We start from the raw sequence: 20,352 nt of genomic DNA, 5'->3' as shown, positions 1-20,352 counted from the left end.
GCATGAAAAGGGAAAGGCGGGCGCACGCCACATGGCCCGCTCCCGCCATGGCACGGCCCGGCCTTACTTCCGGCCCGCAAGGTCGGTCAGGCCATCGGCCGGGGGTGTGGCCGGGGCCATGCCAGCCGCGGTGCGGCGGCGTTTTGGCGTAAGCATGACGCTTTCGATCTTTTCCAGCGCCACCCCCCTGGTTTCGGGGATATAGCGCTCGACAAACCACCATGAGAGCAGGGTGAACCCCGCAAAGAGCCACATCGGCAGCGCGCCATGGAACAGGGCGTCAAGCCTGTGGTTCTGCGCCATCATGGGGAAAAGCTGGCTGACGATGAAGTTCATCACCCAGTTGGCGGAAACCGCGATGCTCATGCCCACCCCACGGATGCGGTTGGGGAAGATTTCGGCAATCAGCACCCATGTCAGCGGCCCCCAGGACAAGCCGAACAGCAGCATGTAGATCAGCATGCCCATCAGCGCGGAATAGCCCTGCGTCTGGGTATAAAGCGCCCATGAGGCGATAAGCAGCCCGATGATCATGCCGATCGAGCCGATGCGGAACAGCGGCAGCCGCCCCTTGCGGTCAATCACCCAGCTCCCCAGCACCGCACCCGACACCGATGCCACGCCAATCCATATGGTCTGGAACAGGGCGTTCTGCACGCTGCCACTGACCGAGCCGAGCAGCAGCGGCGCGTAGTACATCATGCTGTTCACACCCGTAAGCTGCTGCAGCATGGCCACCATGGCGCCCACGAATATGATCCACCGCGCCCCGCGTGAGGAAACGGCGCGGCCCAGTGCCGAAGCCTCGACCTTGTGCTCGAGGGAGTCCTTGATTTCGGTCAGCACCGAACGCGCATGCCGTTCGTTCGAGATGCGGGTCAGGGTTTTCATGGCGTCATGGTCACGCCCGCGCAGCACATGCCAGCGCGGGGATTCGGGCATGAAGAAGATCGCAATGCAGAAGATCACGCAGGGTATGACTTCCGAGCCCAGCATCCACCGCCAGCCCACGGTCATGAGCCATTGCTCGCTGGCGCTGCGCGCTATCAGGTAGTTGACGATGAAAACCAGCAATTGCCCGCCCACAATGGCGAACTGTTCCATGTACAGTGCCCGTCCGCGCATATCCTTTGGCGAGACTTCGGACATGTACATGGGCGAGATGGATGAGGCGACCCCCACCGCCACCCCGCCAATGAAGCGGTAGACCACAAAGGACGTGAACCCCGTGGCCAGCGCCGCCCCGATGGCCGAGCCGGTAAACAGCGCCGCCGAGACCGCCAGCGTGGGCTTGCGGCCAAACCGGTCGGCCAGCCAGCCCGAACCCGCGGCCCCCAGGATGCAGCCCAGCAGCACGTTGGACACCGCCCAGCCAATTTCCACCGGGGAGAGATGGAAATATGCCTGCAACGATTCCACCGCGCCGGAAATGACAGCCGTGTCATAGCCAAACAGGATGCCGCCAAGTGCGGCAATGGCACAGATACGCAATACGTAGCCGATATCATGCCGGTCCGATCGGACGAACACGATGTCCTTGAGGGATTCCTTTACCATTTACCCTTCTCCAGCAGTCACTTGTTCTTGTTGTTCTGTCGTGGTGAAGCAGGCCGGGCATGGCCCGGCGCCTGTGGGCGGGGCCTGTCGTGGCGGCATGCCGGCAACCGGTCATTGCCCGCGGCGCACCGGACTGTCCCGCACCCCCGCGCAATCTTCCCTACGCGGTCCCCTGCGGCGCAGGGGAACCCAAAAGGCGGTCAGCCCGGCGCAACACTGTCAAAGGCGCTGGCAGGACAACAGTTGAGTGCAGATTTTAACGTATGTTGTTATTTGGGGTTCGCTATTATTATTTGTCTTTTATTTTATAACGCGAATTTGTGTAACCCCGACCCCGCCGCCGGCGGGCGTAACGCGCACCGGGATTTCCGGCGCAAGACAACACGCGGATGCGTTCAGGCCCCTACGGCCTCGCGCGGTTCGCGTGCGGCGGGGGCACGGGGCGTGCCTTCCATGCGCACATCCTTCCACGCCGCATCACGGCTTGAATCATGGATGGTCTCCACCAGCGTCTGGATGCGCAGCCCGGCACGGAAACTGAACGGCTCCGGACGCTGCCCGGCCAGGGCCTGCAGGTAGCCCGCCACCTCTATGGCCTTGAGGTCATTGAAGCCAAGCTGGTGGCCCGGTGCCACGCAGAACAGCCCGTAGGGCGGGTGGTCAGGCCCGGCCTCGATCCGGCGGAACCCCTTGCGGCCCCGCGCATCCCCACCCGAGAAGAAGTGCAGTTCGTTAAAGCGCTGCTGCGTGAAGGCCAGCGCGCCCCTGGTGCCGTAAATCTCGAAATCATGCTGCATGGTCCGCCCGGTGGCGATCCAGTTGCCTTCGATCGATCCTGTGGCCCCGTTCTCGAAGCGCAGGAAGGCGCGCCCGATATCATCCACCTGCACCATGCGGGTGCCGCCCTTGCCATCGGGGCGCTCATGGATGACGGTAACACAGTCGCCCATCACCTGCGTGATCGCGCCCGCCGCCGGACCCATCAGGTATTCCGCCGTGGCCAGCGCGTGGCTGCCGATATCGGCCAGCGCGCCGCCGCCTGCGGGGTCCAGGCGGAAGGTGAAGGGCGATGTGGCATCGGCCATGTAATCTTCCGCATGCAGGCCCCGGTAGCCACGGATTTCACCCAGCTCGCCCGCCATGATCATGTCACGCGCCAGCGCGAACATGGGGTTGCACAGGTAGTTGAAGCCGACCTGCGTCCTGATGCCCTTCGCCTCGGCGGCCTCGGCCATCTCACGGGCATCGGCGGCAAGCGGGGCCAGTGGCTTTTCACAATAGACATGCTTGCCCGCCGCAATGGCGGCCAGCGCCATTTCCTTGTGAAAGGCATTGGGGGCGGTGATGTTCACCACATCGATTTCCGGGTCGTTGACCAGCGCGCGCCAGTCATCGGTGGAACGGGCAAAGCCCAGCGCCGCCGCCGCCGTGGCCGCCGCCTGTGCTGATATGTCGGCAAGGCAGGTCAGTTCCACCTGGTACGGCAGGTCGAACACGCGCGATGCGGTGGCATAGCCAAAGGCATGGGTGCGGCCCATGAAGCCGCTGCCGATCAGGCCGATACGCAGTTTGGGTTTGGTCATTTTACGAACTCCCTGTTCACGATAAGGGCGGGATCAAGCGTGCCCGCAAAAAAATCCAGAACGTTCCTGATGGAATAGACGGCCATGCGTTCGGCCGCCTGCATGGTCAGCCCGGCAATGTGGGGGGTCAGGATGACCCGGTCGGATACCAGCAGCGGGCTGTCCGTGGCGGGCGGTTCGGGGTCGAACACATCCAGCCCCGCCATGGCCACGCGGCCATCGGCCAGCGCGCGGGCAAGGGCCGGTTCATCCACCACGCCGCCACGCGCGGTATTGACGATGATCGTTCCCGGCCGGAGGTGCCGCAGTTCGGCCTCCCCCAGCAGTGGCCGGTCGGCGGGCGGGACGTTGACCGAAATGATATCGGCCCATTCCAGTCCGGCCTCCAGTCCGCTCACCTCCCGCACCGCCCCTGCGGGCCATGCCCCCCGGCGGGAAAGGAACGGGTCATAGGCACGGATCTCCATGCCAAAGCCCGCCGCCATGGTGGCAAGGTGCCGCCCCGCCCGCCCGTAGCCCAGTATCAGCAGGCGGCGTCCCCCCACCTCGCCTGCCATAAGCCGGTTGCGCCACGCCCACTGGCCATCGCGCACGGCGTGGTCCGCCGCCAGCAGGTGCTTGGTGCAGGCCAGGATCAGCGTCATGGCATGTTCGGCAACCGAGACGGAGTTCACATCGCCCGCAATGCACAGGCAGATGCCACGGGCGTCCAGCGCATGGATGTCCACCGCGTCATAACCCACGCCATGACGGGAGACGATGCGCAGCCTGTCCGCCTTTTCCACCGTCCGGGCGGAAAGCGGCTGGGTGCGCAGCACCAGCGCGTCCGCCCGCGCGATAAGGGGGGCGTAACTTGCTTCCGATACGTCCTCCACATAATCATAGGTGACGCCGGGGGTGCGATCGAGCAGCGCGATGCCTGCGGGGTGCAGGCGGCCCGCGATCAGGATATGGGGCATCAGTACACCCCTTCATGCACGACGCTTACGCTGTCACGGCTGAGCAGGGTGCGGAATTTCGCGACACTGGCCCCGGCGGCGGCGGCAAGCAGGCGCGAATCACCCGATACGGTGGTCATGTCGAAGCCCCAGCCTATGGCGCGCGCCGCGTATTCCGGTGTGCCACAATGCAGGGCCGCGCGGATGCCCGCGTTCTGGCAGGCGGCCAGGATTTCGTGCAGCCGTTCGATCATCTCCGGCTCCTCGCGGTCAAAACCGGGGGGCAGCCTGCCGCCTTCCAAGCTGAGCGTCAGGTCGGCGGGGCCGACATACAGGCCGTCCAGCCCCGGCGTTGCGGCAATTTCCGCCAGGTTGTCCATGCCCTGCCGGGTCTCGATCATGGCAAAGGCCAGGATCTCGCCATTCGCGCAGCCGGCATAGTTGCTGCCCGCCGCAAACGAAACCCGGGTGGGGCCGAAACTGCGCTGGCCGCCGGGGGGGTAGCGCATGTAGCTGACAAACTCGGCCGCCTGCCGCGCCGTGTTCACCATGGGGCAGATCACGCCGTAAGCCCCGGCATCGAGCATTTTCATGATGATGCCCGGCTCCAGCCACGGCACGCGCACCATGGGGGCCACGCCCGAGGCCCGCATCGCCTGCATCATGGGCAGCGCACTGTTATAGTCCAGCGCGCCGTGCTGCACGTCGATGGTGACAGAGTCATAGCCCTGTGCGGCCATGATCTCGGCGGTGAAGGGATTGCCGATCGAGCACCAGCCATTCAGCGCGGGTTTTCCCTGCGCCCAGAGCTGCCTTACGGGATTGGGGATCATGTCAGAACACCACCTGTGCCAGTTTCACGTCCAGGTAATCCAGAATGCCTTCGGAGCCGCCCTCACGCCCCATGCCGGAGAAATTCGTGCCACCAAACGGGGCTTCCGCCGCGGCAAGGGCAAAGGAATTGATCCCCACCATCCCCGCCTTCAGCGCCGCCACCGTGCGGCGCGCGCGGGCGGGTGAGCGGGTAAAGGCATAGGCCGCCAGACCCATGTCCGATGCATTGGCGCGGGTCAGCACCTCCTCCTCATCCGAAAAGCGGGTGATGGCGGCAATGGGGCCGAAGTTTTCTTCCGCCATGACGCGCATGGTGTCGGTCACTTCGGTCAGCACGGTGGGTTCAAAGAAATAACCGTTGTTGAACCCCGAAGGCCGCTGCCCGCCGGTGCGGATACTTGCGCCCCCGGCCACGGCATCGGCCACCACGGCTTCCATTTCCGCCAGGCGACGGGCGTTGATCAGCGGGCCCATGCCCACATCGGGGTCCAGCCCGTCGCCCAGCGTCAACGCCTTTGCGCGGCTGACAAACCCCTCCACAAACGCATCATGCACCCGGTCGTGAATGAAAAAACGGTCCGGTGCCACACAGACCTGCCCGGTATTGCCGAACTTTGCCTGTGCCGCCGTATTGAGCGCCAGGTCCAGGTCGGCATCATCGTAAATGATCAACGGGGCATTGCCGCCCAGTTCCATCGACACCTTTTTCATCGTGGCAGCGGCATCGCGGATCATCTGCTGGCCGATGCGGGTGGAGCCGGTCAGCGAGACCTTGCGCACGATGGTGGATTCCATGATCGGGCCGTACGTGGCCTCGGTCGGGCCGACGACCAGGTTGACCACGCCCGCGGGCAGGTTCCCCGCCCGGCAGCAGTCTACCATGATCATGGCGCTGCCCGGTGTCTGTGAAGACGGGCGGGCGATCAGCGAACAGCCCGCCGCAAGGGCGGGTGCGATCTTGCGCGCCAGAAGCGAGGCAGGGAAATTCCACGCCGTGAACGCCGCCACCACGCCCACCGGCTCGTGACTGACCTCAAAGCGGCCACCGGGGGCGCGACTTTCGACAATCCGGCCATAGATCCGGCGTGCCTCTTCGGCATACCAGCGGAACTGGTCGATGCTCAGCCCCCATTCCCGGCGTGCCTGGGCAATGGGCTTGCCGGTCTCGGCGGAAATGATCCGTGCGGCTTCCTCCGCGCGGCGGGTCATCTCGTCGGCAATGGCGTGCAGTGCGGTGGCGCGTTCCCATGCCGGGGTGGCGCGCCAGCATGCCAGCCCTTCGCGTGCCGCCGCGATCGCGGCCTCGGTATCGGCACTGCCGGCACAGGGCACGTCACCCAGCGATGTTTCCGATACGGGGCTTATGACCGGCTCGGTCCTGCCATCCGCTGCTGGCCGCCATGTATCCCCGATAAACAATCCGTAATGCGTGTACATTATCTGGTTCCCGTTCTTTTTTTTACGACACGACATATGACGACTGACCCGGTCGCCTCCCCGTTTGTGACGGGCCGGGACGCCGTGCCTGTGGAAGCGCGTGCAACGGCCCCTGCATCGTGCGGTTGCGCGGGGGTGAACACAGCTTCGTCAGCCCGCGGGCGGACCGGACCGCCCCTTTGTGACCGGACCCGCGCCGGACCGGGCCTGCGTCCCTTTTTTCATGGCGTTTTTTCCATCCGGCCGATGGCATGCGGGGGAAGCGAACCGGCCCCGCCCTGCGGCGTTTACTGCCGCACGGCACAGCCCCGGCACCAGCACGATGCCGTCCCGATTCACCAGCCTGACCATCCGGCCTCCTGTCTTTTCAGGGTTTGCAATTAATGTTGCGTATTTAAAGTATTGTCAACACCTATTGCGTTTGGATATGCTGGGGACAACCCGTCAAGGGAGGAAACAAAAATGACACAGGCGACAATCCGCCTTACAACCGCGCAGGCCCTGGTACAGTGGCTGGCCAATCAGTTCACACAGATCGACGGCAGCCGGGTGCCGCTTTTCCCCGGTGTGTTCGGCATTTTTGGCCATGGCAACGTCAGTTGCCTGTCCGAGGCGCTGGAAGCGGTGCAGGACAGGCTGCCCACATGGCGCGGGCAGAACGAGCAGTCCATGGCGCTGGCCGCAACGGGTTTTGCCAAGGCAAAGCGGCGGCGGCAGATCATGGTTGCCGCCGCCTCCATCGGGCCGGGCGCGCTGAACATGGTCACGGCGGCAGGCGTCGCGCATGCGAATCGTCTGCCGCTGCTTCTGCTGGCGGGCGATACGTTTGCCAACCGCCTGTCCGACCCGGTGCTGCAACAGGTCGAGCATTTTGGTAACCCAACGGTTACCGTCAATGACGCCTTCAAACCCGTAACCCGTTACTGGGACCGGATCATGCACCCGGCCCAGATCCTGCCTTCCCTGCCGCAGGCCACGGCCATCATGCTGGACCCGGCCGATTGCGGGCCTGCCTTCATTTCCCTGCCGCAGGATGTGCAGGAAATCGCCTTTGATTACCCGGTCCGTTTCTTTGAGGAAAAGATATGGAGCATTCCCCGCCCCCGGCCTGACCGCGCGGCACTGGCACAGGCGGCCGAGCGGCTGAAGGCGGCAAAAAAGCCCCTGCTGATCGTGGGCGGTGGCGTGCGCTATTCACTGGCGGAAGACGTAGTGGCCGCCTTTGCGCTCAAGCACGGCATCCCCCTTGTCGAGACGATTGCGGGCAAGGGCAGCGTAACCCATTACCATGAAGCCCATGCCGGGCCGATCGGCATCCTTGGGTCCACATCCGCCAATGCCCTGGCGGCGGAAGCCGATGTGATTGTTGCAATCGGCACCCGGCTGCAGGATTTCACCACCGGGTCATGGACCGTGTTTAGCCCCACGGCGCAGTTCATTTCCATCAATACCGCGCGTTTTGATGCTATCAAGCACCGTGCGCTGGCCGTTGTGGGCGATGCGCGCGAGACGGTGGGCGAGCTGGACGCATTGCTGGGGGACTGGAAGGCCGAGCCAGAACTCATGCGCCGCGCCCAGGCGCTGTTCGCGGACTGGGACGGGCTGCTGACGCGCCTGCAGGCGCCCACCAACGCGCCGCTGCCCACCTATGCGCAGGTGGTCCATATGGTTAACGAGGCCGCGGGCGAGCACGATACCCTCATCACCGCGGCCGGTGGCCTGCCGGGGGAAGTGGCCAAGGGCTGGCGGGTCAAGGCACCCAACACCTTTGACCTTGAATTCGGCTTTTCATGCATGGGGTACGAGATCGCGGCGGGCTGGGGCCATGCCATGGCCAGTGAGGGACCGGGCAGCCCCGGCGGTACGCCCATCGTCATGATTGGCGATGGCACCTACATGATGATGAACTCCGACATCTATTCAACCGTGCTGACGGGGCACAAGGTCATCATCATCGTATGTGACAATGGCGGGTTTGCCGTCATCAACCGCCTTCAGCAGGCCAAGGGGGTGCCCGGCTTCAACAACCTGCTGGTGGACTGCCGCGTGCAGCAGCCCGAAAACCCGCTGCATGTGGACTTTGTAAGGCACGCGCAGGCCATGGGGGCCGCCGCCCGGCGATGCGACAGCCTGGCGGACCTGCCTGAAGCACTGGAATGGGCCAGGGGCACCGACCGGACCACCGTGCTGTCCATTACAACCGATGCCTGGGCCTGGACACCGGGCGATGCCGCGTGGGACGTGGGCGTGCCGGAAGTCTCGACACGCGAAAGCGTTCAGGCTGCAAGAAAAGAACAAGAAGAAATCCGCGCAAGACAGCGCGTTGGAGTGTAAAATCCATGAAATCAAAACTGGGTATCGCCCCCATTGCGTGGTGGAACGACGATCTGGCCGAACTGTCCGATGATGTCAGCCTGGAGGAATGCCTGCGCCAGGCGCATGAGGCGGGCTTTACCGGCATGGAAACCGGCCGCCGCTTCCCCATGGACATGAACGAACTGGGGCCCATCCTCAAACGCTATGACATGTCGGTCTGTGGCGGATGGTTTTCCGGCCTGCTGCTGGATGGGGACATCGAGGCGGAAAAGGAGCGCATCCGCGCCCAGATGGATTTCTTCATTGCCGCGGGCGCCCCATGCATCGTGTATGGCGAGACAGCGCGCTCGATCCAGGGCATCCGTTCCGCCCCGCTGGCCACCAAGCCCCGCCTGTCGGAAGAGGACATCCGCGCCTATGGCCGCAAGATGACGCAGTTCGCCGAATGGTGCGCGGCCGAGGGCATGCCCCTTGCCTATCACCACCACATGGCCGCCCCGATCGAGACCGAGGCCGAGCTTGACCTGCTGATGAAGTATTCGGGCAAGGCGCTGCACCTGCTGTTTGATACCGGCCACATGTATTTCGCGGGTGGCAACCTGCTGCGCGTGATCGACAACCATCATGCCCGCATAAGCCACGTCCATACCAAGGATGTGCGCAGCGCCGTGATCGACCGGCTGGACCGCAATACGGAAAGCTTTCTGGACGCGGTGGTGAAGGGTGCGTTTACCGTGCCCGGTGACGGTTCGATCAATTTCCTGCCCATTATCGAACGCCTGGCCGATTATGGCTATGAAGGCTGGTTTGTGGTGGAAGCCGAGCAGGACCCGGTCCTTAACCCCCCGCTTGAAATGGCGCGCAGGGGACATGCCGCCCTGATCCAGCTTATGGAACAGGCAGAATACGAGGTGGCGCCATGAACCGGATGGACGGCAAAATCTGCGTGATCACGGGCGCAACCCAGGGGCTGGGGGCGGCAATTGCCCGCAGGCTGGCCCATGCGGGGGCACGCGGCATTGCCATTACCGGGCGCAGCGAGGCACGGGGGGCTGCCCTGGCCCACACGCTGACGGCCGATAGCGGCATGCCCACGGTATTCATCCGCGCCGACCTTGAATCGGTGGAGGACTGCCGCGCGGTAATTGACGAGACGCATCGCCACTTCGGCCGTGTGGACGTACTGGTCAACGCGGGAGCGCTGACCGAACGCGGCACCATACTGGACACGGACCCCGAACTGTTCGACCGTATTTTCGCAACCAACGTCCGGGGCCCGTATTTCCTGATGCAGGAAGCCATCCGCAATATGATCCGTGACGGGATAGAAGGGGCCATCTGCAATATCGGGTCCATTTCCGCGCTGTCGGGCCAGCCTTTCATCAGCGCCTACTGCGCTTCCAAGGGCGCGCTGGCCACGCTGACCGCCAATACGGCCTTTTCGGTCATGGCAAACCGGATACGCGTCAACCAGCTCAACATAGGCTGGATGGCATCGGACAAGGAGCGTGAAATCCAACTGGCCGAGACAAACGACCCCGACTGGATGGAAAAAGCCGCCGCCCGCCTGCCCTTCGGGCGGCTTGTCACCCCCGAGGAAGCAGCGCGTGCGGTCAACTTCCTTGTATCCGATGACGCGGGACTCATGACCGGGGCGATCGTGAATTTCGACCAGTCGGTATGGGGGGCCACGGCCCACAGCATGCCCGTGCCGGATGGGCCGATGCAGCTGCCGATGTAACCGGATGGTGCGCAATAAGGATAATAAAGGTTTCCGGGTGCCGCCTTCTTTTCGGGAAGGCGGCATTATTTGAAGCTTTTTGGGAAAAAGCTTCACCAAAAACTTCTTTATTTCAAGGACGCGCCACGCCCCGCGCTATTTCTGGGTCACGACCGGAATGCGGGGCTTGCGCGATTCATTCTGCAGCCGTGATGCCAGCGCCACGATCAGCGACTGCGCCAGGCACATGGGGGCCGCCAGGGAGCGTGAGAACGTATATTCATGCTCCGGCACCGCAAAGGTGACCCGCGCGTTCTTGGCCAGTGGCGAGAGCGTGCTGTCGGTTATGGCCACCACGGGAATGTCCCGACTGGCGGCGTCCTCCACGATATTGACAACCTCGTTGGCATAGAAGCGGAAGGATACCGCCAGCAGCAGGTCGTCAGGCCGCATGACGCGGGCCATGTGGGTGGCAAGCCCGCCCGCCGCATCCAGCAGCACCGCCCGCCTGCCCAGCATGGCCAGCGTGTAGCGCAGCAGTTCCGCCACGGGGGCCGAACGCAACTGCCCCAGCAGGTAGATCGTATCCGCGCGTTCCATCAGGTCCACGGCCCGGGCAATCTGTTCCGCCGTAATGTTGTCCAGCAGTTCCTGTAACGACGCGATATCGCGCAGGATCAGTTCATGCATGAAGCCCGTTTCGCTGCGGTCCTCACGCGCGCCCAGTTCATCCTCCAGCGCCTGCACGCGCGCGTTGAACCCCAGCGCAACGGTGGAAAGCCTGCGCCGGAATACGGCCTGCAGGTCCTTGAACCCCTGATAGCCCAGCGACTGCGCAAAACGCACGCAGCCCGAGGCATGCACACCGCATTTCTCGGCCGCCGTATGGACCGACACCACGGCCACGTCATTGGGGTTCTGGGTTATATAGAGGGCAATCTTCTGGTAGGAATTGCTCAGATGTTCGTAACGGTCATGAATGACACGGATCAGTGCCTCATACGTGGCCGGTGGCGTGTGCGCCACCGGCCCTTTCCCGGCTTCTTTCATGCTTTTCCTGACCATCCATGCTGGCTTGCGCGGTCGTAACGGGCTGGACACGCCGGGCGCCGTGCCGGCCACACGGGACGGGCGTGCGATCATTACACCCCCATCGTAGCGCAAACATGCCGCAGTGCAACATTTGATGCGTGTCGGCGCGCGTCAGCGGTCCACCGTGAAATCCAGCTGGCAGGACGACTGGTCGGCGCTGCGCTGCTGCCCTGTCACACGCAGGCCCGGATCACGGGGCAGCAGGGCATTGACCAGATAGACCGCATCCGGCCCGGCGCCATGGCTGGCATAGACCAGATGATGCGCGCCCGGCGCGGGAGCGGGGGTCACGGCGGCGGCAAGGCGCAGGGTGATCATGCCATCGCCCGCCCGCATGGCGGCAATGGAGGGGAAGGCCAGCGTGCGCACCCGCAGCGGCAGCGCGCGACCGTCAAGCGACAGGGACAGCCCGCCTGCAACCGCCCTGCCATAGGCCCGCTGCTCCGCGGGCGAGATGGCGCCATCCCCATTGTCGTCAATCTGGCGGATGACACCGGGTGCTACGTCCACTCCCGGTGTCAGGCGCAGGGTTACCGCAACCTCATGGCGCGTGAGGTCAATGACCGTGGCCTGCAGATATTCATCCAGCCGGTGCGCCTGCGCGGATGGCGTGCCCGCACCCAGCCCGCACAGCGCCAGCATGATGGACAGGCCGCGCCTCATGGCATGGTGTACCGGCTGCCATAGCTGTTGGTGGGGTCACGATAGACCGTATGCACATGCAGGGTCGGGTCATCGCCCACGCCCTGGGGCGAGAACTCGATCAGCAGGCGCGGCCCCTGAATGCGGTAATAGGATGATCCGTTATGCCCCGGCGCGTGGGTGGTGGGGCCGCTCCAGGCAAACCACGTGCTGTCCAGCCCGTCGCGGATTTCCTTCAGGCGCGGGGCGGCATAGGCATCGTTCACAATCCCGGCCCACTGCGTGATCACGCCCATCAGCATTTCCTTCTGGGCGGCGGTCAGGGCGGAACCCCTTATGCCTTCGGGGACCAGGGTCTCACCATCATGGCCCGGCCCCTGCACCAGATCCTTCACCCCGTAGGGCAGGATGGCCTGCCTGCGCTGGCTGGCATCCAGTGCATCCAGCAGGGCGAAAGCCGTGTCGTTTTCCCCTGACAGGACACGCACCGTCCTGCCCCCCGCCCGGTACAGTGCGGGCTGCGCGCCGGTCAGGGTGGGCGTCATGGTGCCGTGCACGCCATCAATGACGATATTCAGCCCCAGATGGTGGCCGCCGAACTGGATCATCCACGGTTTTTCCGCATCGGGCTGGCCCAGTATGGCAATGGTATAGACCGCGCGGCCGGCGGCAAACGGCTCACCATCGTCAGCCAGAACCTGATCCGCGCCCATGATGTCCTGCACCTTCTGGTAGCCTGCCGGACTCAGCACCACTTCAAGCAGATGCAGCGCCGCCGCGCGCTGGGCCGCGGTCAGCTGGCCCATCCGCACCCCCGGCCGGGGCACGTCGCTTACGGGGAAGTTCGACCAGACCGCCGTGCCGTACTGTTCCCCTACAAAGCCACCGGGCGGTCCCATGCCGGGGCCACGCGCGGTGGGCGCGCTGGCCTGCGCGTCCGTGACCGGCTGTACGGGCTGGCCCGGCCCGGCGCGGCGGAAACGGGCCAGCGTGCCGGATTTTCGTGTAACAAATGGAAACTGCACCTGGCTGCGGCCCGCGTCATCGAAGGTGGCCAGAAAGGCACGCGCCGCCGCCGTGACCGCGCGGGTCTGGCGGATGGCGGCCCCGTCCTCCACATTGGCCGCGTCCGGGGCCGCACGGGCCGTTACGGGGCCTGTCACGCCGGGCGCCATGGCCAGCAGCAGGCCGCCAGCCATAAAGGAAATCTTTCGCATCCAGTCCCCTGCTTCGTTCCATCGGGCGGGTCCATCTCGCCCCGGCGGGACTGTGCATGGCCACGGGCGCCGGATCAAGGGCTTTCCCGATGCCGCTTTTTGCGCTCACAATGCCGCCTTCCTTTACAACAGGGGCCAGCCATCCGGCGCACAAGGCTCCCCAAGACCTGCCATGCCCGATCAGGAACCCGCCATGTCACAGTCCGCGCCCCTCTGTCGTCCATTCCGGCCTGCTTCCGCGCGCCGTCTTGCCCCTGTGGTGGCGGGCATGGCCGTGGCCGCGCCCCTTCTTGCCCTGACGGCCGTGGCACAGGCCCGCGCGCCGGACTGCGCCGCACTGGCCCGGCAGGCCCTGCCGGATACCACCTTCACCACCGTCGAGACCGTGGCCGCCGGTAGCTGGCAGCCCCCGCAGGACCAGCTTTCCCGCATCATGTCCGCCCCCGGCATGAACCTGGCCGGGCATGCGCGGCAGGCCGCCAATCCTGCCTTCTGCCGCGTGGCAGCGACCCTGCGCCCGTCGCCTGATTCGCAGATCCGCACCGAGATCTGGCTACCCCTTTCGGGCTGGAACGGCAAACTGCTGGGGGTCGGCAATTTCGGCTGGGCCGGATCGCTCATGTATTACGGCATGGCGACAGGTGTTGCCGAAGGCTATGCCGTGGCCAGCACCGATACCGGGCATGACAGTGCCACGCCCGAGGGACAGGGCGGCCGCTTCACGCTGGGCCACCCCGAGAAGATGATTGATTACGCCTACCGCGCCGACCACCTGATGACGGTGACGGCCAGGAAACTGGTCCGCGCGTTCTATGGTAAAAAACCCGCGCATGCCTACTGGATCGGCTGTTCGCTGGGTGGGCTGGAAGGACTGATCGAGGCCAAGCGCTACCCTGAGGATTATGACGGCATTGTTGCGGGGGCACCGCCCAACCCGATCGTAAATTTCAATGCCGAGCAGCTCTGGTCGGGATGGATGAGCTACCACGACCCCGCCCTGCGCGTATCGCGCGACAAATTCCACCTGCTGAACGCGGCGGTGATGAATGCCTGCGCCTCCCCCGTGGGGAAAAAGCAGGGCTTCCTGGATGAGCCGGACAGGTGCGCCTTCACCCCCGAACAGCTTGAGTGCAAAGGTGGAGACACCACAAAATGCCTGACCGCCAACGAAGTGCGCGCCGCCCGCAACATCTATCAGGGCCCGGTTGCCCCCCAGACGCACCAGGTCATCTTTCCCGGCCCGGCCAAGGGCAGCGAGGATGGATTTTCCGCCGATGGCAGGGCCTTCCCCGTAGCGCTCGACCTGTTCAGATACGCAGCCTTCCAGAACCCGGACTGGGACTGGACCACCCTGAACTGGGGTACCGACATACAGGAAGCCACGCGCAGGGTCGGCCCGCTCCTGCATGTGGATGACAACCTGACCCCCTTCCTGCGCCGTGGCGGCAGGCTGCTCCTGTATATCGGCTGGAATGACGGCCATAACCCCGAACAGCTGGCCAGCTACTATCAGGCCGTGCAGCGCAACGCCGGCCCCGTGGGCGCGGATGCGGTGCGGCTGATCACCATTCCCGGCATGGGCCACTGCCAGGGCGGCGCGGGCTGCGATACGTTCAGCAAGCTGGGCGTGATTGATGACTGGGTCAGCCATGGCCATGCGCCCGAACAGGTCATTGCCGCGCGGGTGGAAAACGGGCAGGTCGTGCGCACCCGGCCGCTCTGCGCCTGGCCCAAGGTTGCCCGCCATGATGGCCATGGCAGCATGGATGACGCCGCAAGCTTTGCCTGTGTGGACCCCGCGGGTCAGTAAGTGTCCGGTTTAAACAATAACAGTCTCCCGGTGCCGCTTTTTTCAGGAAGGCGGCATCTCCTGAATATTTTTGAAAAAAGCTTCACCAGGACCTTTCCCATGTTTTACAGATATTGCGTGGAACAGTTTTTTATGGCGAAACGGCAAGATGGAAGATAAACAGGAATTCGTTTATATTGTAAGTGAGAATCTGTTCATGTCATAACGGCTGGTTTTTTCATAATTTTTTATGTTGTTATAGATGATTCCTTCCATTTCGGAATCTATTATTCTATAATGCGCGTTGTTCAGGTTCGTCAGTATCGCCCGTGTAAAGGCATAGGGGCCTGTTGTCTGGAACACAGCCTGTCTTCCCACGCCATGTATGGATTCATCATAGAGGGCAATGTTCGCCAGGACCTGGTTGATGACTTTTTCAAGCAGCCTGTTTCCGGGCCTGCTTATAATAAACCATTGCTGGAATTCGCCGTTTTTCGCATGGGATATTTCCGCTCCCCTGCCCCATCCGTGAAACCTGTCAGATTTTTTGGAATCCCAGCACGATAACAGGATTTCATCCCTGTCCCTTATTATATTCGAAAATGGTTTTTCGGTCCCGGACTTCATATCCAGGTAAATCCCGCCACATTTATAGATGCACAGATACCTGAATAGATCCGCGCGGGCCGCGCCATAGGCGGGATGGATTTTCATATAGAAATTCAGGATTTCCCAGCCGAAATGATTATATATGAAATCATGCCTGTCTTTTTCAGAATAGAAAATATAGTCGCAATCGGTATTGACCGCCCTTATTGCGTTACTGTTTTTCTTAAACTGTTCCCGGACAAAGGAACAGGAATCCGTCTGGTGTATGATCCGTGGAATTTCACCGGATGCGCGCAGGGACGGCACCTGAAAAGGATGATACCGGTCAAAAACACGAAACCGTTCCCATCCCAGTAAATGGGGCACATGCGTGACCGAACCGTCTGGCAGTGCCGACATGAACAGGGTGCCTTTTGTAAAGGCGATCCCCGTCTGGCCAGCCAGAGGCGTGATCGCATACCCGCAATGGACGATATCCGTTACGGACGCTATTCTTGCCTGATTTTCCTTGAAGTCGCATATGTTTGCCTGATAGATCCGACCATTATCAATGCACAGAAATGTAAAAAAGTGCGAAATTATCATAATATCCATCGTCAACTGACAATATTGATAATGTCTATATTAAACTGATTAAAAAAATTTGAACACGGCCCTGCGGGCAGGCCCGCGCCTGCCGTCAGTCCGCGGGCGTGGCCCGGCGCATCCGGCCCTTGCGCAGCATCAGTCCCACGATCATGAAAAAAGCCAGGCACATGAAGCTGCCGCTCACGCTCAGGCTGGCGCTGATGGCCCCCTTGTAGGCCGCGCTGACCTGCCCGTGCAGGGCGGGCGAAAGGGCATCAAGTGCCACCATGCCCTTTTGCAGGATGGTGGCGGCATCAATCCTGCCAGGCAGCGCGTCCAGCCGGTTCTGTAGCGTCAGCGCCATCACCCCGCCCGAAAGGGCAACACCAAGCGCACCGCCCAGCGAGCGGATGAACCCCATCATGGCGGTTGCAATGCCCAGCCGTGCGGCGGGCACGGCATTCTGGATGATGACCGTGGCATTGGGCATGCCAATCCCCATGCCAACCCCCAGGCAGCCCAGGCCGAGCAGGAAGAAGGGCGGCGCCGCACCATGGCGGGCGCACAGCGCAATCAGGGCAAGGGAGAGGAATTCAATGCCCACGCCAGTCACCAGCAGCAGTTCGTAACGCTGCGTGCGCGACGAGACATAGCCCCCCAGCACGGAACTGACCATCATCGTACCCACCTGTGGCAGCATCATCAGTCCCGATGCGGCGGGGGTCAGGCCCAGCACGAGCTGGTAGTACAGCGGCAGGAAAACCATCGACCCCATCATCGCGAACGACATGATCCCCGTCGCCGCCACACACACGGAAAAATCGGCAATACGCAGCAGGTCAAGACTGACCAGCGGTTCCGGCGCGCGCCGCTCCTGCCTGATGAACAGCGTAAAAAGCGCGATGCTTGCCCCCAGCAGCACGAATGTCAGCGGCGCGGTCCATGCCAGCGACGTGCCGACGGAATTGAACAGAAGCAGGAACCCCGCCGTGCCCCCGGCCAGCAGGGCTGCGCCCATGTAGTCGATGCGCGGCCGGTTTTCCGCCCGGCCCGCGGGCAGGCCCAGCATGACCAGCGCAAAGGCCACAAGCCCGATGGGCAGGTTGACCAGAAACACCCACCGCCATGACAGGGCACTGGTCAGCACACCGCCCATGAACGGCCCGGCCACGCTGCTGACCCCGAACGCCCCCGTAAACAGCCCCTGGTAGCGACCGCGCTGCTGCGGGCTGACCATATCGCCAATAACGGTCTGGGACAGGGTCATGAGTCCCCCCGCCCCGACGCCCTGCAACCCGCGGAACACGATAAGCTGCCACATGTCCCGCGCCATGCCGCACAGCAGGGAGGACAGCAGGAAAGCCCCGATGCTGAACGCCAGCAGCGGACGCCTGCCGAACATGTCCGACAGTTTGCCATAAAGCGGTGTGGCGATGGTGGAGGTCAGCATGAACGCCGTCACCACCCACGACATGCGCGCCAGCCCCCCCAGATCGCTTACGATGGTGGGCAGCGCGGTCGAGACGATGCTCTGGTCAAGCGCGCCCATGATCATGGTCAGGATCAGGCCGGTGAAAACAAGCGGGCGCATGGCGGGTGCTGGATGGGAATGGAGCGTGGAGGAAGGCTGCACGAAGTTGTCCTGTACCGTCAGAAACTGTTTCAAAAAAACCGGGCTTTGAAACAGGCTGCAAATCATAAGGAAGTTTTTGGTGAATTTTCTTGAAAAGCCTCAAGGGGCGCCGCCTTTCTGAAAAAAAAGCGGCGCCCGGAAGCTTCCATCATCTTTTATCGACGGGTCAGTGTGAAACCCTTACCCAAAAACATGGCCACATGGCCAGGCTACGGGCTGCCGACATCCCTGACCGATGCATCCGCCCGCCCCTTTACCCAGTAGCCCGCGGCCCTGATCCAGCGGGGATCAAGCCCGCGCCGGTCCAGCAGGTACTGGCGCACCGCCTTGGCCACGCCGGCTTCCGCCCCCACCCATACGAAGGTACGCCGCGTCATCTCCAGCCCATCAAGGGCGGCAAGGATGGCCCGCGCCTGATCCGCGTGCGCCATGGGGCGATGGACCCAGTGGGCCGTATGGCGGGCTGCGGTCTGGAATACCTGCTCATCCGCCGCGCCGGGCACGGCCACGACCGTGGTGGCGCGGGCATGGGCGGGCAGTTCCTCCACCCTGCGGCCAATGGCGGGTAGCGCGGTCTCATCCCCCACAAGCAGCCAGTCCGTGGCCACGATCACCTGCGACCCCTTGGGGCCGCCTATGTCCAGCCGGTCCCCCACCCTTGCCGCCCGCGCCCACGCGGCGGCGGGGCCGCCATGATGGTTGACGAAATCAAGGACCAGCGTGCCCGCCCCCGGGTCATACCGGCGCGGCGTGTAATCGCGCCGCACGGGCGCACCGTCCAGGCCGGGAATGAATATCTTGATATGGTCATCGGGCGACGCGCTGGTGAAACCGGCCAGATCCGCGCCCGCAAGGGTTATGCGGATCATGTGCGGGCTCAGCCGCTCCACCGCCACCACGTCAAGGCTGCGGCGGTGCAGTTCATGGCGGACACGGTGGATGACGGGGGCATCTGGCTGCGTGGCAGGGGTTATGGGGACATGCATATGCGATTTCCTTGGCGCGGGGCCGCGCGTATCAGGGCAGGAAGCGACTGACCTCGATTCCGGTGCCGACGGGCAGCATGATGCTGGACATGCCCGGCAGCGCGCGGATGGCGCGGGCATAGCGCTTCACGTCGTCTGTCCCCGGGCGGATCATGTTGTCGGCCACGATGATCGCACCGGGGCTGAGACGGGGATAAAATGCCTCCAGACAGGGCAGGTACAAGTCTTTCCACAGGTCCACGAAGACGAAATCAACCTTTTCGCCCAGTTCACCGATCATCCGCACGGCGTCCCCCACACGGAAGTCGGTCCATGCATCCAGCCCGGCGCGTGCCGCCATCTGTCGGGCGTGAGCGGATTTGTAACCATGCAGTTCCATGGTGGTCAGCCGCCCGCCCGTGACCCGCGCGGCATCGGCCAGCCACAGGGTGGAATAGCCGAACGACGTGCCCAGTTCGAGCATGCGCGGGCGTTCAAGGCTGCGGGCAAGGATATTGAGCAACTGCCCGGTTTCCGGCCCGATGGCACGCATGCGCTGGTCGTGGCCGCCATCACGCCCGCCCGGCGGTTCCACCCGGGGCTGGCTGCGTTCGGCGCGCATGCGCTCGTGATAAAGGTCAAGAACCGCCATCATCCTGTCATCCATGCGCGTGCTCCCGGCTGGTTGGTGAGTGTGTTATATCTGCCCGACCGCGCGGGCGGCTTCATCCAGCACGGCGGCAACCTTTTCCTCCGCCTGCGGGTCCAGTCCGCCGTTGCGCAGGCGCAGGCGCAGCGCGGTCTTGAGGTTCTCCATCGCGCGCATGACCGGCAGCGGGACATTACGCCGCCCGCCGCGGCCTTCCGGTTCCGCTGTTGCGGCACGGGCAAGGATTTCCGTCACCAGTGCCCCGTTTGCGGCAAGGAAGGCCGTGCCTTCGGGCGTGATGTGGTAGGTCTTGCGGCCTTCGTGTGTATCGGGGCCGATATGGCCCGCTTCCTCCAGCCAGGTCAGCGTGGGATAGATCACGCCGGGACTGGGGGTATAGCTGCCACCGGATGTTTCCTCGATGGTCTTGATCAGTTCATAGCCGTAGGTCGGTTTTTCCGCGATCAGGCTGAGAACGAGGAGACGCATTTCCCCATAATCGAACAGCCTATGGCGCCCGCCGCGTCCACCGCCCCGGCCATGATGACGGCCGTGGCCGCCGTGGCCCGCAGGCCCCTCGGGGGAGAAAGTCTGGCGGTTACGACCGCCTGCGTGTCTGTTTTCGTGTTTCATGAATCCGATATACATCCAGATATATCGAAATTCAAGATATATCTGAATATATTTTTTAGACCCGCCGCCTGAAATGCCCGGCAAAACAGGAAAAGATTGCCGGTGGCGCTTTTTTCAAAAAGCTTCGGACAGCGCCGCCTTTTTGAAAAAAGGCGGCACCCAAAATCTTTT

General features: G+C 63.3%; 17 protein-coding genes. 4 read left to right on the top strand and 13 right to left on the bottom strand.

What is annotated here, in order from left to right; genetic code table 11:
- Positions 1-63 precede the first annotated feature (63 nt).
- The 5 genes from GWK63_RS07160 to GWK63_RS07140 all read right to left on the bottom strand — a co-directional run bounded on the left by GWK63_RS07160 (position 64) and on the right by GWK63_RS07140 (position 6,349).
- Entirely contained in the window at positions 64-1,557 is a 1,494-nt protein-coding gene (locus tag GWK63_RS07160) for a sugar porter family MFS transporter (protein ID WP_007398366.1), read from the bottom strand.
- Between the two features lie 395 nt (positions 1,558-1,952).
- Complete coding sequence (locus GWK63_RS07155; RefSeq protein ID WP_007398365.1) at positions 1,953-3,140, bottom strand: Gfo/Idh/MocA family protein; 1,188 nt, start codon at positions 3,138-3,140, stop codon at positions 1,953-1,955.
- Entirely contained in the window at positions 3,137-4,099 is a 963-nt protein-coding gene (locus tag GWK63_RS07150) for a hydroxyacid dehydrogenase (protein ID WP_007398364.1), read from the bottom strand. The genes GWK63_RS07155 and GWK63_RS07150 overlap by 4 nt, the downstream gene beginning before the upstream one ends.
- A complete protein-coding gene (locus GWK63_RS07145) occupies positions 4,099-4,911 on the bottom strand; it encodes an HpcH/HpaI aldolase family protein (protein WP_007398363.1) in 813 nt (270 codons plus the stop codon). The genes GWK63_RS07150 and GWK63_RS07145 overlap by 1 nt, the downstream gene beginning before the upstream one ends.
- Position 4,912: 1 nt before the next feature.
- Positions 4,913-6,349, bottom strand: a complete 1,437-nt coding sequence (locus GWK63_RS07140; RefSeq protein ID WP_039998779.1) for an NAD-dependent succinate-semialdehyde dehydrogenase — start codon at positions 6,347-6,349, stop codon at positions 4,913-4,915.
- A 462-nt stretch (positions 6,350-6,811) separates the two neighbouring features.
- Between GWK63_RS07140 and iolD the strand changes: the two genes are divergently transcribed.
- The 3 genes from iolD to GWK63_RS07125 are packed head-to-tail and all read left to right on the top strand — an operon-like array spanning position 6,812 to position 10,406.
- Complete coding sequence (iolD, locus tag GWK63_RS07135) at positions 6,812-8,683, top strand: 3D-(3,5/4)-trihydroxycyclohexane-1,2-dione acylhydrolase (decyclizing) (protein ID WP_007398360.1); 1,872 nt, start codon at positions 6,812-6,814, stop codon at positions 8,681-8,683.
- A gap of 5 nt (positions 8,684-8,688) precedes the next feature.
- Positions 8,689-9,588 (top strand): myo-inosose-2 dehydratase, encoded by a 900-nt coding sequence (gene iolE / locus GWK63_RS07130; RefSeq protein ID WP_007398359.1) that lies wholly within the window; start codon positions 8,689-8,691, stop codon positions 9,586-9,588.
- The gene (locus tag GWK63_RS07125; protein WP_034929415.1) at positions 9,585-10,406 is read left to right on the top strand and encodes an SDR family oxidoreductase; all 822 of its coding nucleotides are present in this window, start codon (positions 9,585-9,587) and stop codon (positions 10,404-10,406) included. Before iolE ends, GWK63_RS07125 begins: the two co-directional genes overlap by 4 nt.
- 135 nt (positions 10,407-10,541) lie before the next feature.
- Here the strand turns inward: GWK63_RS07125 and GWK63_RS07120 are convergent, their stop codons facing one another.
- From GWK63_RS07120 to GWK63_RS07110, 3 genes are all read right to left on the bottom strand, one after another.
- Positions 10,542-11,435, bottom strand: coding sequence for a MurR/RpiR family transcriptional regulator (locus GWK63_RS07120; protein WP_007398357.1), 894 nt, complete (start codon positions 11,433-11,435; stop codon positions 10,542-10,544).
- Between the two features lie 153 nt (positions 11,436-11,588).
- Positions 11,589-12,140: a hypothetical protein gene (locus tag GWK63_RS07115; RefSeq protein WP_007398355.1), complete on the bottom strand. Its 552-nt coding sequence runs from the start codon at positions 12,138-12,140 to the stop codon at positions 11,589-11,591.
- On the bottom strand, positions 12,137-13,336 hold the full coding sequence (locus GWK63_RS07110) for a DUF3500 domain-containing protein (protein WP_039998778.1): 1,200 nt from the start codon (positions 13,334-13,336) through the stop codon (positions 12,137-12,139). The genes GWK63_RS07115 and GWK63_RS07110 overlap by 4 nt, the downstream gene beginning before the upstream one ends.
- A gap of 172 nt (positions 13,337-13,508) precedes the next feature.
- Between GWK63_RS07110 and GWK63_RS07105 the strand changes: the two genes are divergently transcribed.
- Positions 13,509-15,146 carry a tannase/feruloyl esterase family alpha/beta hydrolase gene (locus GWK63_RS07105; protein ID WP_039998777.1) on the top strand — a complete coding sequence of 546 codons (1,638 nt, stop codon included), beginning with the start codon at positions 13,509-13,511 and terminating at the stop codon, positions 15,144-15,146.
- A 171-nt stretch (positions 15,147-15,317) separates the two neighbouring features.
- Here GWK63_RS07105 and GWK63_RS07100 read toward each other — a convergent pair whose 3' ends face one another.
- From GWK63_RS07100 to GWK63_RS07080, 5 genes are all read right to left on the bottom strand, one after another.
- A complete protein-coding gene (locus GWK63_RS07100) occupies positions 15,318-16,328 on the bottom strand; it encodes a glycosyltransferase family 32 protein (RefSeq protein WP_237701083.1) in 1,011 nt (336 codons plus the stop codon).
- Between the two features lie 85 nt (positions 16,329-16,413).
- Positions 16,414-17,892, bottom strand: a complete 1,479-nt coding sequence (locus GWK63_RS07095) for an MDR family MFS transporter (RefSeq protein WP_223846699.1) — start codon at positions 17,890-17,892, stop codon at positions 16,414-16,416.
- A gap of 251 nt (positions 17,893-18,143) precedes the next feature.
- Positions 18,144-18,920 (bottom strand): siderophore-interacting protein, encoded by a 777-nt coding sequence (locus GWK63_RS07090; protein WP_007398349.1) that lies wholly within the window; start codon positions 18,918-18,920, stop codon positions 18,144-18,146.
- A gap of 31 nt (positions 18,921-18,951) precedes the next feature.
- On the bottom strand, positions 18,952-19,566 hold the full coding sequence (locus GWK63_RS07085) for an O-methyltransferase (RefSeq protein ID WP_007398348.1): 615 nt from the start codon (positions 19,564-19,566) through the stop codon (positions 18,952-18,954).
- 30 nt (positions 19,567-19,596) lie between these two features.
- A complete protein-coding gene (locus GWK63_RS07080) occupies positions 19,597-20,181 on the bottom strand; it encodes a PadR family transcriptional regulator (protein WP_034927872.1) in 585 nt (194 codons plus the stop codon).
- Positions 20,182-20,352: the final 171 nt, after the last annotated feature.

Source organism: Komagataeibacter rhaeticus (assembly GCF_011611525.1).
GTDB lineage: Bacteria > Pseudomonadota > Alphaproteobacteria > Acetobacterales > Acetobacteraceae > Komagataeibacter > Komagataeibacter rhaeticus.
The sequence above is the reverse complement of the archived record's forward strand: the minus strand, read 5'-3'. Positions and strand labels throughout refer to the sequence as shown.

Bases quoted from the DNA above. Each gene is read 5' to 3' on its own strand.
- GWK63_RS07160 (WP_007398366.1), bottom strand. From the start codon at position 1,557: ATGGTAAAGGAATCCCTCAAGGACATCGTGTTCGTCCGATCGGACCGG.
- GWK63_RS07155 (WP_007398365.1), bottom strand. From the start codon at position 3,140: ATGACCAAACCCAAACTGCGTATCGGCCTGATCGGCAGCGGCTTCATG.
- GWK63_RS07150 (WP_007398364.1), bottom strand. From the start codon at position 4,099: ATGCCCCATATCCTGATCGCGGGCCGCCTGCACCCCGCAGGCATCGCG.
- GWK63_RS07145 (WP_007398363.1), bottom strand. From the start codon at position 4,911: ATGATCCCCAATCCCGTAAGGCAGCTCTGGGCGCAGGGAAAACCCGCG.
- GWK63_RS07140 (WP_039998779.1), bottom strand. From the start codon at position 6,349: ATGTACACGCATTACGGATTGTTTATCGGGGATACATGGCGGCCAGCA.
- iolD (WP_007398360.1), top strand. From the start codon at position 6,812: ATGACACAGGCGACAATCCGCCTTACAACCGCGCAGGCCCTGGTACAG.
- iolE (WP_007398359.1), top strand. From the start codon at position 8,689: ATGAAATCAAAACTGGGTATCGCCCCCATTGCGTGGTGGAACGACGAT.
- GWK63_RS07125 (WP_034929415.1), top strand. From the start codon at position 9,585: ATGAACCGGATGGACGGCAAAATCTGCGTGATCACGGGCGCAACCCAG.
- GWK63_RS07120 (WP_007398357.1), bottom strand. From the start codon at position 11,435: ATGAAAGAAGCCGGGAAAGGGCCGGTGGCGCACACGCCACCGGCCACG.
- GWK63_RS07115 (WP_007398355.1), bottom strand. From the start codon at position 12,140: ATGAGGCGCGGCCTGTCCATCATGCTGGCGCTGTGCGGGCTGGGTGCG.
- GWK63_RS07110 (WP_039998778.1), bottom strand. From the start codon at position 13,336: ATGCGAAAGATTTCCTTTATGGCTGGCGGCCTGCTGCTGGCCATGGCG.
- GWK63_RS07105 (WP_039998777.1), top strand. From the start codon at position 13,509: ATGCCCGATCAGGAACCCGCCATGTCACAGTCCGCGCCCCTCTGTCGT.
- GWK63_RS07100 (WP_237701083.1), bottom strand. From the start codon at position 16,328: ATGGATATTATGATAATTTCGCACTTTTTTACATTTCTGTGCATTGAT.
- GWK63_RS07095 (WP_223846699.1), bottom strand. From the start codon at position 17,892: ATGCGCCCGCTTGTTTTCACCGGCCTGATCCTGACCATGATCATGGGC.
- GWK63_RS07090 (WP_007398349.1), bottom strand. From the start codon at position 18,920: ATGCATGTCCCCATAACCCCTGCCACGCAGCCAGATGCCCCCGTCATC.
- GWK63_RS07085 (WP_007398348.1), bottom strand. From the start codon at position 19,566: ATGGATGACAGGATGATGGCGGTTCTTGACCTTTATCACGAGCGCATG.
- GWK63_RS07080 (WP_034927872.1), bottom strand. From the start codon at position 20,181: ATGAAACACGAAAACAGACACGCAGGCGGTCGTAACCGCCAGACTTTC.